The organism is Bradyrhizobium sp. IC4060 (assembly GCF_020193715.1).
Classification (GTDB): Bacteria; Pseudomonadota; Alphaproteobacteria; order Rhizobiales; family Xanthobacteraceae; genus Bradyrhizobium; species Bradyrhizobium yuanmingense.
In genome coordinates this window covers 821,104-833,010 of sequence record NZ_JADYVJ010000003.1, presented here as the reverse complement: position 1 = coordinate 833,010, position 11,907 = coordinate 821,104, and the positions used below count along the sequence as shown (strand labels likewise).

Sequence of the window (11,907 nt, the reverse complement as noted above, 5' to 3'; positions counted from 1 at the left end):
TGCGCTTCGCGTAGCCGCAGAGCTAACCCACCCTACGACAGCCAGACTAAACCGCCACACATTCGAACGCGTTGCCCTTGCGCCTGATCTTCCCGACCGACGGCGAGGGGAAATGCGCGGTGCAGCACAGCGTGTCGGTGTCGCAATAGCGTTCCAGGAAGCTGCGGCGCGTTTTCGCGGCTTCGGCCGGATCGACGTCGAACTTGATCGACAGCTCCGGATAGAGCGTCTGCAGCGGTGAGTGGATGAGATCGCCCGAGAACACCGCATCGTCCTTGCCGCGGCCCATCGTGATGGCGATATGGCCCGGCGTATGGCCAGGTGTCGGCAGGATGCGGACGTGGTCGCCGATCTCGTGGTCGTTGCCGACGAGCTCGTGCCTGTTGGCCTCGACCACCGGCAACACGCTGTCGACGAAGGGCGGGATCTCCGTCTTCTCGTTCTGCGCGGACCAGTGATCGAATTCCTGCTTGGCGAACAAATAGCGCGCCTTGGGGAAGGTCGGCACCCAGCGGCCGTTCTCCAACCGCGTATTCCAGCCGACATGGTCGACATGCAGATGCGTGCACATCACGAAGTCGATGTCGTCGACCGAAAACCCCGCGGCGCCGAGGCCGCGCAAATAGGTGTCGTCGGTCTTCATGTTCCATTTCGGCCGCGGCCGCGGCTTGTCGTTGCCGATGCAGCTGTCGACCAGGATGGTGTGGTGCGGCGTCTTCACCACGTAGGATTGGAAGCACAGCAGCAGCACGTCCTCTTCGTCCAGCGCCTTCGCCTCGCGCATCCACGCCCGGTTCTCGGCCAGCACCTCGGCCGTCAGCCCCGGCAGCATCTCAAGCGCCGGGACGAACGAGGTCTCCTGCTCGATGACGCGATGGATGGTGAGATCGCCGACCGAGAATCTGAGGCTCATGAGAACTCCTGAACTCTATGCAGGTGGCGGCACCGAGATCTTCACCGAGGGCCGCTCCAGCATCTTCTGGTGGAAGGCGTCGAGCTTCGGATAGGCCTTGCGCCAGCCGCAATCGGCGAAGCGGAAGTCGGCATAGCCGAGCACGCAAACGAGGCCGATCTGCGGGATGTCGAACGGGCCGTTCAGCACGTCAGGCATGTTCTCGAAGCGCGCCATGCCGGTCCAGGCCCTGTTCCAGTGGTCGTCCGACCAAGCCTGCCATTGCAGGCCCTGCGGCCGCACCATCTTCTCGTAGCGGCACAGCAGCATGGAATCGAGCATGCCGTTGATCAGCGAGTGATTGGTCTTGGCTTTCCAGCGCCGCGGGCCGTAATCCGGGATCAGGCTGCCGCCGGCGATCTCGTTGAGATATTCGACGATGACATAGGAATCCAGGATCACGTCGCCGTCATTGGTGATCAGCACCGGCAGCTTCTTCAGCGGCGTGATCTTCGAATAATCCTCGTTGGCGGTGCCCGGCGTGACGCTCGCGGGCACGAGCTCGATCTTGTCGATCAGCCCGAGCTCGATCGCAGCGATGCGCACCTTGCGGGCAAAGGGCGAGGCGGGGGAGAAGGTGAGCTTCATGGAGAGTATCCCACAAATGAACGTTTTGTTTCGTCATTGCGAGGAGCGAAGCGACGAAGCAATCCAGAGTGTTGCCGCGGAGGGATTCTGGATTGCTTCGCTTCGCTCGCAATGACGGCGAGAGGGCGGAGGCTTACGCCGCCACGATCTCCTGGCGCTGCTCGCCGAGGCCCTCGATGCCGAGCGTGACGACGTCGCCGACATTGAGGAACGTCGGCGGCTTCATGCCGAGGCCAACGCCGGGCGGGGTGCCCGTGGTGATGACGTCGCCGGGCAGGAGCGTCATGAACTGCGAGACGTAGGAGATGCACTTCGCCATTGAGAAGATCATGGTCTTGGTCGAGCCGGTCTGTCGGCGCTGGCCGTTGACGTCGAGCCACATCGACAGGTTCTGCACGTCCTTGATCTCGTCCTTGGTGGCGAGCCACGGCCCGAGCGGGCCGAACGTGTCGTGCGACTTGCCCTTGGTCCATTGGCCCAGGCGCTCGATCTGGAAGGCGCGCTCGGAGACGTCGTTGCAGACGCAATAGCCGGCGACGTGATTCAGCGCGTCGGCTTCCGAGACGTACTTGGCGCGGGTGCCGATGATGGCGGCGATCTCGACCTCCCAGTCGAGCTTGGTCGAGCCGCGCGGCTTCTCGACGGGATCATTCGGGCCCGACAGCGAGGTATTGGCCTTCATGAAGATGATCGGCTCGCTCGGGATCTCGGCGCCGGTCTCCTTGGCATGGTCGGAATAGTTGAGGCCGATCGCGACGAATTTCGAGATACTGGTGACGGGGGCGCCGAACCGGGGCTTGCCGGAGACGGCGGGCAGCGAGGCGGGATCGAGCGCGGCCAGCTTCTTCAGGGATTCAGGCGAATAGGCCTCGCCGGTGAGGTCCTTCAGATGCGCCGACAGGTCGCGCAACTGGCCGGATCTGTCGATCAGGCCGGGCTTTTCCGCACCCTTCTCGCCATAACGAACAAGCTTCATTCTCGTTTCTCCCTGGGAATGGACCGATCGGTTAACTGCTTCATGGAACAGGGCGGCGGGAAATTCAACCGCCCAAAACGGGCATCACCCCAGCGCCACGAACCTGAATGCGTCGCCGTCTCGCTTGATATGTCCGGCGGAATAATGACCGCCGATCACCAGTGTGGGTGTGTCGGCAAAGCGCGAGAACACCGCATGCCGGCTTGCCGCCGAACGCGCGGGATCAGTATCCACAGTCGAGCACCAGTCGAGATGGGCCATCTGGCAGGGATGATGGGCAACGTCGCCGGTCAGAAGCGCCTGCTCGCCGTCGGACTCGATCAGGACGCTCATGTGCCCCGGGCTGTGACCGGGAGTTGGGATCATTTCGATCTCCTCGCAAAGCCGATGGTCACTCGGAACCAGATCGGCCTGGCCGGCATCGACCACTGGCTTCACGGAGTCGTTGAACACCGCGACCTTGTCCGGCTCGGCCGTGTAATCACGCCAATGATCATATTCGGTCCTGCCGAAAACATAGCGCGCCTTCGGGAAGGTCGGCACCCATCGGCCGTCAACCAGCCGCGTATTCCAGCCGACGTGGTCGACGTGAAGATGCGTGCACAGCACGGTGTCGATGCTCTCAGGCGGAAACCCCGCTGCTGTCATGGTCTCCAGAAAGGGTGTGCTGCGGTTGTTCCAGGTGGGGACGCCGCGGCCCTGCTTGTCGTTGCCAAGGCCGGTGTCCACCACGATCCGGCGCGTCGGCGTCTCCACCACCAGCGAGTGGATCGACATTTTCAGCCGGCCTTCGTCGGTGGCGAAATGCGGGATCAGCCAGGGCAGCTTCTGGATCTCGTTATGGGTGGCTGCCGGCAGGATGAAGCGGGTCGAGCCGACCGTCTCCATTTCGACGAATTTCGTGATCCTGACCTTGCCGACCTTCCACTGCATCCGCCGCCTCCCATTTTCTTGCTCTTGCGCTGGAACATGCACGTTTTCTGCCATCGGGCGCAATGGATCATCTGAGGTGATGTGGCGTTATCGCGGGGAACTGGATGCTAGCCGAAGAGGACGCCATGCCAGAGCTTGCGATTTCCGCGGAAAAGGTCGCCTTTATCATCGAGAAGGCGCGCGAATTCGACGTCAAGGAGGGGGCTTCTGATCCGGACTCCGGCTCGAACGCGGCCGACGACGATATGATGGACGTCCTCGACGACGATGGCTCCGATCCTGTCGTCCAGGAGCTCGGAAGCTTCATGATCGCCCTGAACGAGGACGAGCAGCTCGATCTCGTCGCGCTGACCTGGCTCGGACGCGGCGATGGCACGATCGATGACTGGGACGATCTGCGCGCCCGCGCGTCGGAGGCGCGCCGTGAATATGGCAGCCCACGCCGCGAAACGGTGCACTATCTGCTCGGCGAGCCCATGCTGGGCGATCTGCTCGCGAACGGGCTCGACGAATTCGGCATCGACTGGACCGATGAGCGCACCACCGCCGATTCCTCCGCTCCGAGCCAGCAGGATGAGGACGAGCCGACCAAGCAGCGGTGATGATTTTACCTCGCCCCGCTTGCGGGGAGAGGTGGGCGCGAAGCGCCGGGTGAGGGGGAGTCTCCGCGAGTCCGACTGTCACCGTGCTTGCGGAGAGAGCCCCTCACCCCAACCCTCTCCCCCGTAAGAACGGGGCGAGGGAGTACATCTGCAAACGCGACTACAGCGTCCCCGGGAACGCGCCACCATCCAGCAGAATGTTCTGTCCGGTGATGAAGCCGGCCTTGGCGCCGCACAGGAAGGCGCAGGCATAGCCGAATTCGTCGGGCTGACCGAAGCGCCCCGCGGGGTTGAGCTTGGCGCGCTCGGCCAGGATCTGCTGCGGTGTGACACCGCGCTTGTCGGCTTCGCCCTTCGCGGTGCTGGTCAGGCGATCGGTCTCGAACGGGCCCGGCAGCAAGCCGTTGATGGTGACGTTGTTGATCACCGTCTTGCGCGACAGGCCGGCGATGAAGCCGGTGAGGCCGGCGCGCGCGCCATTGGAGAGGCCGAGAATGTCGATCGGCGCCTTCACCGCGGCCGAAGTGATGTTGACGATGCGGCCGAACTTGCGCGCCATCATGCCGTCCACGGTCGCCTTGATCAGCTCGATCGGGGTCAGCATGTTGGCGTCGATCGCCTTGATCCAGTCGTCGCGGGTCCAGTTGCGGAAATCGCCGGGCGGCGGGCCGCCGGCATTGTTGATCAGGATGTCGGGCTCGGGGCAGGCCTTCAGCACCGCCTCGCGGCCCGCCGGCGTCGTGATGTCGCCGACGATCTCGGTGACCGTCACGTCGGGATAGGCCTTGCGGATCTCGTCGGCGGTCTTCTTCAGCGCATCAGCGCCGCGCGCGGTCAGCGTGACGTCAACGCCGGCCTCCGCCAGCGAGAAGGCGCAGGCGCGCCCGAGGCCCTTGCTGGATGCACAGACGATGGCGCGGCGACCTTTGATCCCAAGATCCACTGTTTCACTCCCGTAAATGTCAGGCAGGTTTTGGACGGCGGCTACATTAGCCAACTGTGATGCCGCTGATAAGGGATCGGCCCGCACCAAAATGCATGGCGTGCGCTGCGGCGATGCAAATGCGCGGGCATGATCTGGACTAGATCCGCCGCTCCTGCTTGAGGCGGTCGATTGCGGCGGCAGCCTCCGGCGGCAGCGACTTGAAGCCCATCTGGCCCGCGGTCGAGAACAGCGGCCGCAGATGCGAGCCGGCGAGGAAGGGCGGCTGGCGGTTCGTCGGCACGATCTGATCAAACACCAGCACCAAAGTAGTGGCGACGAGGCCGACCCTGACGGCGCCGAGCGCCGCGCCGCCGAGCCGGTCGCCGATGCCGGCCTCGCCGATCGTGTCGTTCAGCGCGATGCGGCCGATATGGCCGAACAGCATGCCGACGACCACGAAGATGGCGAAGAACCAGATCCAGTTCTGCAGCAGCGGCGAGTTCGGATTGCCGGCGATCTGCGGTGCGATCAGCGGCATCAGCGCCACCGCAATCGGGGCGGCGAGCAGATAGGCGAGGATGGTCATGGCGCTGCGTAGCAGCCCGGTCCTGAACCCCAAGCCGACCGCGACTGCCAGCGCGGCATAGACGGCGAGATCGAAACTGTTCATGCGCGAAAGCCCTGCCTCGACGGAACGAATGAACGCCGAGCCGATCATTCCGGTTTCAGATCGCTAAAATCGTCTGTATTGGTGGCTCCAAAGCTTAAAGGAACCGTCCAAGGAACGCGTCATGTCAGACCTATTCGACGTCAGTAAAGAAACCATCCTCGTCACGGGTGCGAGCCAGGGGCTCGGCCGGCAATTTGCCCGGGTGCTGGCGGCGCATGGTGCGGCCGTGGCGCTCGCTGCGCGGCAGACCGACAAATTGAAGGGCCTGGAAGAGGAGATCCGCGGCAAGGGCGGCCGCGCCGCGGCGGTCGCGCTCGACGTCACCGACACTGCCTCGATCGCCAAGGCGGTCGATGCCGCTGAGGCCGCGCTCGGCCCCGTCACCGTGCTGATCAACAATGCCGGCATCGCCATCGAGAAGCTCGCGACCGAGCAGACCGAGGCGGATTGGGACGCCGTCATTGGTGCCAATCTCAAAGGCGCCTATTTCCTCGCAACCGAAGTGGCGCGGCGCATGATCGCGCGCAAGCAGCCGGGCAACATCGTCAACATCGCCTCCGTGCTCGGCACTGGCGTCTTGAAGGCGCTCTCGCCTTACGCGATCTCCAAGGCCGGCATCATCCAGGCGACGAAAGCGATGGCGCTCGAGCTCGCTGGCCAGAACATCCGCATCAACGCGCTTGCGCCCGGCTATATCGATACCGAGATGAACCACGCCTTCTGGTCGACGCCGGCAGGCGAGCGCCTCGCCAAGCGCATCCCGCAACGCCGCGTCGGCGCCGAGTCCGATCTCGACGGCGCGATTCTGCTGCTGGCGTCGAATGCGTCGCGCTACATGACGGGCAGCGTCGTGACCGTGGACGGCGGGTTCTTGCTGAGTTGAACGTGTCTTCGCCTCTTCCCGCGTGCGGAGAGGCCGGAATTTGCGAAAGCAAATTCCGGGCGAGGGCGAGCCTCCGCGATTCGAGACGGCGAGTACACGCGTCGCTCTATCCGCGTCGTCATTGCGAGCGTAGCGAAGCAATCCAGAATCCCACCGCGGAAAGACTCTGGATTGCTTCGCTGCGCTCGCAATGACGGAAAACGACTTAGCGCATCTCTCCACGGATCATATCCGCCGCCTTCTCGCCGATCATGATGGTCGGCGCATTGGTGTTGCCGCCGACCAGCGTCGGCATGATCGAGGCGTCGACGACGCGCAATCCTCCGATGCCATGCACCTTCAACGCCGGATCGACCACGGCCATCGCGTCGGTGCCCATCTTACAGGTGCCGACGGGGTGATAGACGGTGTCGACACGCGCGCGCAGAATGGCGCGGATGTCCTCGTCCGTCTTCACGTCGGATGTGAACATGTCCTTCTTCTGTAGCGCCCGCATCGCAGGCGTCTCCATCAGTCGCCGCGTCGTCTTGAAGCCGGCGACCATCGCCTCGAGATCCTCCGCCTCGCCCAAGAAGTTCGGGTCGATCATCGGCGCTGCGAGCGGATCGGCGCTCTTCAGCCCAATACTGCCGCGGCTCTTCGGCCTGAGCAGACAGAAATGGCATGAGAAGCCCGCCTCCTTGTGCTTCTTGCGGCCGTGATCGTCGAGCATCGCGATGACGAAGTGGAGCTGGATATCAGGCACGTCGAGATCAGGCCGGGTTTTCAGGAAGCCGCCGCATTCGGCGAAATTGGTGGTCATCACGCCGCGCCGCTCGCGGCGATATCGCTGGATACCGCGCAGCAGGGATGGCAACCGACTGATCGAGGCGTGAACGAAGTGCGGATAGTCGGAGGCGTAGACGAACACGAAGTCCGGATGGTCCTGCAGATTGCGCCCGACGCCCGGCAGGTGATGCACGACGTCGATGCCGTGGGCAGCAAGCGCATCACCATCGCCAATGCCCGACAGCATCAATAGCTGCGGCGACTGGAAGGCGCCGGCGGCGAGGATCACCTCGCGGCGGGCGCGCAGCTGCCTTGTCTGCCCGCCCTGCACATATTCGATGCCGACGGCGCGCCCTGCTTCGAACAGGATCTTCGTTGCCTGCGCTCCCGTCTCGACCCGCAGATTCGGCCGCTTGCCGAGATGAGGAGCCACATAAGCCCGCGCCGCGCTCCAGCGCTCGCCGCCCCGCTGGGTCACCTGGTAGCTGCCGAGCCCTTCATGGTCCTCGGCATTGAAGTCCTCGCGGATGCGGAACTGCGCCTCGCGCGCGGCCTGATGGAAGACGTCATGGATCGGATTGTCCGAGCGCAGCCGGTTGACATGCAGCGGGCCGCCCTTGCCGTGATATTCGCCGTCGAAATCGGCGTTGTCTTCCGAACGTTTGAAATAGGGCAGCACGTCCGCATACGACCAGCCGGCATTGCCGAGCGCGGCCCAATGGTCGTAATCCCATTTGTGGCCGCGGATATAGACCATGGCGTTGATCGCCGAGGACCCGCCGAGGCCCTTGCCGCGCGGCTGATAGCCGATGCGGCCGTTCAAGCCCTTCTGCGGCACCGTATCGAAGGCCCAGTTGGCCGCGGCATAGGGCAACGCGAGCCCGAATGGCGTCGTGATCCGCCAGGTGTCGTTGCGTCCCCCTGCATCGAGCAGCGCGACGGATGTGCCCGCATCCTCCGACAGCCGCCCCGCAACGGTGCAGCCGCCCGAGCCCGCGCCCACGACGACGAAATCGAATGTGTCGGTCAATGTTGTTTCCCCCCCGTTTACCGTCATTCTGGGGCGCGCGAAGCGCGAACCCGGAATCTCGAGGTTCGCTTCGCCTCCCGGAACGGCACCCCGGCGTTTTCGGCCTTAATCTTGTTGCCGCAGGCTGGCCGTTTGTGGAACTTCTGGCAAGAGCGCGCGGAACGGCGCGGAAACTCGTCGATTCCCCTGTCATAAAGTCGAAAAAAACGTTCCCGCAGCCCTTTCCAAAGGCAGCCCGCCTTGATACATACCCCCCGCACCCGACGGGCATTGCCCCTCGGGTCGCCTTCCAAGGAAGCCTTTGGGACGGAAGTGGAAAGCCAGCGCGACCAGCGCCGGCCTCAACCGACCGTCCCCAGGATTTAACCGAAGGCACGCAAAGCTTTAACGCGGGGTGGAGCAGCCCGGTAGCTCGTCAGGCTCATAACCTGAAGGTCATAGGTTCAAATCCTATCCCCGCAACCAAATTCGGATTGACCGGATCCGAGACGACAACGGCCCGCGCGAAGCGGGCCGTTTTTGTTTGGCATGGGATCGCCGCGCTACCTCGCCGCGGTCTGCCAGGCGAGTAGCCGCTGCTCGACCAGTGACATCGCAATCGACGTCAAATATCCGGTCGCGCCGAGCAGGATGACGCCGGCGAAGAGGTCGGCGGACCGGAACGCGCGTGCCGAGAGCAGCACCCAGTGACCAAGGCCGTCGAGGCCGGCCAGGATCTCGCAGACCACCGAGAGGATCAGCGCGACGGTCAGGCTGAGCCGCATGCCCGCGAGGATATCCGGCAATGCCGAGGGCAGGGCGATCTTGGCGATGATTGCGGTGCGCGACATCTGCAGCGAGCGGGCGACCTCATAGAGCCGCGGCTCGACTGCGGCAAAGCCGTGAACGGTGGCGAGCATGATCGGCCAGATCGCGCCGAAGGCGATCACGAACAGCGCCATGCCTTGCGTCAGCCCGAGCATCGCGATTGCGACCGGGATGATCGCCGAGACCGGCAGGGGCCTTAAGAATTCCAGCGACGGCGCGACATAGGCGCGCATCATCCGGGACGAACCGATCAGCGCGCCAAGCGCAATGCCGGCGATCGAGGCGGCGAACCAGCCATAGGCCATGTGCTCCAGCGTGCCGACGAGCTTGGCCGCGAGATCGCCGCTGGAAAAGCCGCGCACCAAAGCGGCCCAGGCGCGGTCCGGACCGGGCAGGAACACCGGCGACACTAGCTTCAGATTGGCGACGAGTTGCCACGCCGCGATGAAGCCGGCTGCGACGAGGGCGCTTGCCAAACGCCAGAGGATCGCGGTGCGCTTCATGGATGGTCTCCGGCGAGCGCGGCGCGGCCGAACAGACGGCGCTGGGCGGCGATCAACAGCATGTTCAGCGCGTAGCCGATCGCGCCGATCCAGACGAGATAGGCGAGCATCAGGTCGGCGCGCAGCGCCTGCTGCGCCAGCATGATGCCGGCACCCAAGCCGATCGGGTTGATGGCGATCTCGACGGTGACTGCGACGATCAGGGCGATGCCGGCCGACAGGCGGAAGGCGACGAAGATCCGCGGCAGTGCGGCCGGGATCACGATCTTCGCGATCCGTTGCGGCGCACTCAGACGCAAGGCCCGCGACACTTCCATCAATCGCGGCTCGATGCTGCGCACCGCGCTCCGGGTCATGATCAGCATCGGCCAGACGCAGGCGAACGCCACGATCACGATCTCCATCCGGTAGCCGAAGCCGAGCGCGATCAGCGCAATCGGCAGCAGCGCGATCGAGGGAATCGGGCGGATCGCCTCGACCGTCACCTCCATCAGCCGGTCAAGCGGACGCGAAATGCCGAAGGCGATGCCGAGCGCAAGCCCGATGGCGCTGCCGATGGAAAGACCCGCGAAGGCAGCGAACAGCGTGTCGCGGGTCGCGATCGGGATCGAGAGATCGGCGAGCGCCGTGGCCAGCGCCGCGAGGATTGCGCTCGGCGGCGCCAGGCTGTCGCTTTGCAGATGGGTGAGGCGCGCCCAGAGCTCAAACGCCAGCACCAGCGCCAGCGGCAGCAGCAAGGGCTTGGTGCGATCGAGGCTCAATGCTCGGTCGCCTTGATGAAGTCGAACAATTGCCGGCGCAGCCGCAGGAATTCCGGATGCTCGCGGGTGGCGAGCTGGTCGCGCGGACGCGGCAGGTCGACGTCGAGCTCGATCCCGATCCGGCCCGGATGCGGCAAGAGGCCGATGACGCGGTCGCCGAGATAGATCGCCTCGTCGAGATCGTGGGTCACGAAGATCACGGTGGTCTCGCTCGCCTGCGTCAGCGACAGGACCTCGTCCTGCAAGCCCTGCCGCGTCATCGCATCCAGCGCGCCGAACGGCTCGTCCATCAGCAGGGTGGTCGGCTCCTGCGCAAGGCAGCGCGCAATCTGCAGGCGCTGCTGCATGCCCCCTGACATCTCGGTCGGATATTTGTCGGCATGACCGGGCAGTCCGACCTTCCGCAGCAGCGCCTCGATGCGTGCGCCGCGTTCGCGCGCCGGCACGCGCGATGCTTCCAGCGCCAGCGAGATGTTTCCGGCCGCGGTCCGCCACGGCAACAGCGCCTTGCCGTAATCCTGGAACACGATCGCGACCTCACGCCGCGGCTCGGTGATCGGCTCGGCCTCAAACGTTACCGCGCCGCTGGTGGGGCGGTAGAGGCCCGCGGCGAGCCGCAGCGCCGTGGTCTTGCCGCAGCCGGAGGCGCCGACGATGCAGAGGAATTCGCCCGGCCGCACCTGAAGGTCGAGATTCTCGATGATGGTCTTGCCGCCGAGCCGCAGCGTCGCGGCATTGAACGCGATCCGCGGTTTCTGCCGCCGCGCGGCGCGCGCCTCAATGAGTCTTGCAACGACGCTCATGATTGTTCCCCGCTCACCTGCGGATAGACGAAATCGATGGTCGAGTGCAGATGCGCCGCCAGCATTTTTTGCGCGGCGGCCACGTCGCGGGCGAGCACGAGGTCGGCGAGCATCTGGTGACTGCGGATGAATCTCTCGCCGCTGTCGATGGCGCCCATCATCACGCGGCGGTAGCGGTAGGCCTGGTCGTAGAGGTCGGAGTGGGCGGCCAGCATGCGCCGCGAGCCGCAGGCGGCGAGCAGCGCGGTGTGGAAGCCCTTGTGCAGCCGGTCGAACTCCACCGCGCCCTCGCGGAATTCGTCGCCGGTGCGCTCGATGTGTCGGCGCATCTGATGCAGCGCGCTGATGATGCCGGCCTCCCAGGCAGCATCGCCGTGGAGGATGGCGAGCTTGACCGCCTCGATCTCGACCGCCGTCCGCATGCAGGTGATGTCGGCGAGATCCTCGCGGCTGACCTCGGCGACGCGGAAGCCGCGCTGGCCGATGCCGACGATGAGGCCGCGCGACATCAACCGCGAAAGGCCTTCGCGCAGGGGCGTGGCGCCGATATCGTAACGTTGCACGAGGTCGAGGATGCCCAGCCGCGATCCCGGTGCGAGATCTCCCGCCAGGATGTCCTGCTCGATGAGGTTTGCGGCACGCTCGCTCAAGGTGCCGGCTTCCGTCGGCAGGCGTTCGAGAGTGCGCTCGGGAGCTGGCATCGTCG

At 64.9% G+C, this 11,907-nt stretch carries 13 protein-coding genes and 1 tRNA gene; 3 read left to right on the top strand and 11 right to left on the bottom strand.

Annotated features, from left to right (window positions below; all coding sequences use genetic code 11):
- Positions 1–46: 46 nt before the first annotated feature.
- The 4 genes from I6F16_RS15750 to I6F16_RS15735 all read right to left on the bottom strand — a co-directional run bounded on the left by I6F16_RS15750 (position 47) and on the right by I6F16_RS15735 (position 3,449).
- Positions 47–913, bottom strand: coding sequence for an MBL fold metallo-hydrolase (locus I6F16_RS15750; RefSeq protein WP_225111522.1), 867 nt, complete (start codon positions 911–913; stop codon positions 47–49).
- Positions 914–928: 15 nt separating this feature from the next.
- Positions 929–1,540 carry a glutathione S-transferase family protein gene (locus I6F16_RS15745; protein WP_225111523.1) on the bottom strand — a complete coding sequence of 204 codons (612 nt, stop codon included), beginning with the start codon at positions 1,538–1,540 and terminating at the stop codon, positions 929–931.
- A 133-nt stretch (positions 1,541–1,673) separates the two neighbouring features.
- Entirely contained in the window at positions 1,674–2,516 is an 843-nt protein-coding gene (locus I6F16_RS15740) for a fumarylacetoacetate hydrolase family protein (protein ID WP_225111524.1), read from the bottom strand.
- Positions 2,517–2,600: 84 nt separating this feature from the next.
- The gene (locus I6F16_RS15735) at positions 2,601–3,449 is read right to left on the bottom strand and encodes an MBL fold metallo-hydrolase (RefSeq protein WP_225111525.1); all 849 of its coding nucleotides are present in this window, start codon (positions 3,447–3,449) and stop codon (positions 2,601–2,603) included.
- 125 nt (positions 3,450–3,574) lie between these two features.
- On the opposite strand from I6F16_RS15735, the gene I6F16_RS15730 reads away from it, so the two are divergent.
- Entirely contained in the window at positions 3,575–4,051 is a 477-nt protein-coding gene (locus tag I6F16_RS15730) for a DUF3775 domain-containing protein (protein WP_035997316.1), read from the top strand.
- Positions 4,052–4,211: 160 nt separating this feature from the next.
- Here the strand turns inward: I6F16_RS15730 and I6F16_RS15725 are convergent, their stop codons facing one another.
- Positions 4,212–4,994, bottom strand: a complete 783-nt coding sequence (locus I6F16_RS15725; RefSeq protein WP_035997153.1) for an SDR family oxidoreductase — start codon at positions 4,992–4,994, stop codon at positions 4,212–4,214.
- Between the two features lie 139 nt (positions 4,995–5,133).
- Positions 5,134–5,646, bottom strand: a complete 513-nt coding sequence (locus I6F16_RS15720; RefSeq protein ID WP_035997319.1) for a CvpA family protein — start codon at positions 5,644–5,646, stop codon at positions 5,134–5,136.
- 121 nt (positions 5,647–5,767) lie between these two features.
- Here I6F16_RS15720 and I6F16_RS15715 point away from each other — a divergent pair, with 121 nt between their 5' ends.
- Positions 5,768–6,529: an SDR family oxidoreductase gene (locus I6F16_RS15715; protein WP_036020969.1), complete on the top strand. Its 762-nt coding sequence runs from the start codon at positions 5,768–5,770 to the stop codon at positions 6,527–6,529.
- A gap of 205 nt (positions 6,530–6,734) precedes the next feature.
- Here I6F16_RS15715 and I6F16_RS15710 read toward each other — a convergent pair whose 3' ends face one another.
- Complete coding sequence (locus I6F16_RS15710; RefSeq protein ID WP_225111526.1) at positions 6,735–8,327, bottom strand: choline dehydrogenase; 1,593 nt, start codon at positions 8,325–8,327, stop codon at positions 6,735–6,737.
- Positions 8,328–8,715: 388 nt separating this feature from the next.
- On the opposite strand from I6F16_RS15710, the gene I6F16_RS15705 reads away from it, so the two are divergent.
- Positions 8,716–8,792, top strand: a tRNA-Met gene (locus I6F16_RS15705).
- A 77-nt stretch (positions 8,793–8,869) separates the two neighbouring features.
- On the opposite strand, the gene I6F16_RS15700 is transcribed toward I6F16_RS15705, so the two are convergent.
- Genes I6F16_RS15700 through I6F16_RS15685 form a run of 4 tightly spaced genes read right to left on the bottom strand, consistent with a single transcriptional unit; the run spans position 8,870 to position 11,902 of the window.
- Positions 8,870–9,637 carry an ABC transporter permease gene (locus tag I6F16_RS15700; RefSeq protein ID WP_225111527.1) on the bottom strand — a complete coding sequence of 256 codons (768 nt, stop codon included), beginning with the start codon at positions 9,635–9,637 and terminating at the stop codon, positions 8,870–8,872.
- Positions 9,634–10,398 carry an ABC transporter permease subunit gene (locus I6F16_RS15695; RefSeq protein WP_225140835.1) on the bottom strand — a complete coding sequence of 255 codons (765 nt, stop codon included), beginning with the start codon at positions 10,396–10,398 and terminating at the stop codon, positions 9,634–9,636. Before I6F16_RS15695 ends, I6F16_RS15700 begins: the two co-directional genes overlap by 4 nt.
- Positions 10,395–11,201 carry an ABC transporter ATP-binding protein gene (locus tag I6F16_RS15690; RefSeq protein WP_225111529.1) on the bottom strand — a complete coding sequence of 269 codons (807 nt, stop codon included), beginning with the start codon at positions 11,199–11,201 and terminating at the stop codon, positions 10,395–10,397. Before I6F16_RS15690 ends, I6F16_RS15695 begins: the two co-directional genes overlap by 4 nt.
- Positions 11,198–11,902: an FCD domain-containing protein gene (locus I6F16_RS15685; RefSeq protein ID WP_225111530.1), complete on the bottom strand. Its 705-nt coding sequence runs from the start codon at positions 11,900–11,902 to the stop codon at positions 11,198–11,200. Before I6F16_RS15685 ends, I6F16_RS15690 begins: the two co-directional genes overlap by 4 nt.
- Between the last annotated feature and the right edge of the window lie 5 nt (positions 11,903–11,907).

Bases quoted from the DNA above. Each gene is read 5' to 3' on its own strand.
- I6F16_RS15700 (WP_225111527.1), bottom strand. From the start codon at position 9,637: ATGAAGCGCACCGCGATCCTCTGGCGTTTGGCAAGCGCCCTCGTCGCA.
- I6F16_RS15745 (WP_225111523.1), bottom strand. From the start codon at position 1,540: ATGAAGCTCACCTTCTCCCCCGCCTCGCCCTTTGCCCGCAAGGTGCGC.
- I6F16_RS15735 (WP_225111525.1), bottom strand. From the start codon at position 3,449: ATGCAGTGGAAGGTCGGCAAGGTCAGGATCACGAAATTCGTCGAAATG.
- I6F16_RS15715 (WP_036020969.1), top strand. From the start codon at position 5,768: ATGTCAGACCTATTCGACGTCAGTAAAGAAACCATCCTCGTCACGGGT.
- I6F16_RS15690 (WP_225111529.1), bottom strand. From the start codon at position 11,201: ATGAGCGTCGTTGCAAGACTCATTGAGGCGCGCGCCGCGCGGCGGCAG.
- I6F16_RS15750 (WP_225111522.1), bottom strand. From the start codon at position 913: ATGAGCCTCAGATTCTCGGTCGGCGATCTCACCATCCATCGCGTCATC.
- I6F16_RS15720 (WP_035997319.1), bottom strand. From the start codon at position 5,646: ATGAACAGTTTCGATCTCGCCGTCTATGCCGCGCTGGCAGTCGCGGTC.
- I6F16_RS15740 (WP_225111524.1), bottom strand. From the start codon at position 2,516: ATGAAGCTTGTTCGTTATGGCGAGAAGGGTGCGGAAAAGCCCGGCCTG.
- I6F16_RS15685 (WP_225111530.1), bottom strand. From the start codon at position 11,902: ATGCCAGCTCCCGAGCGCACTCTCGAACGCCTGCCGACGGAAGCCGGC.
- I6F16_RS15730 (WP_035997316.1), top strand. From the start codon at position 3,575: ATGCCAGAGCTTGCGATTTCCGCGGAAAAGGTCGCCTTTATCATCGAG.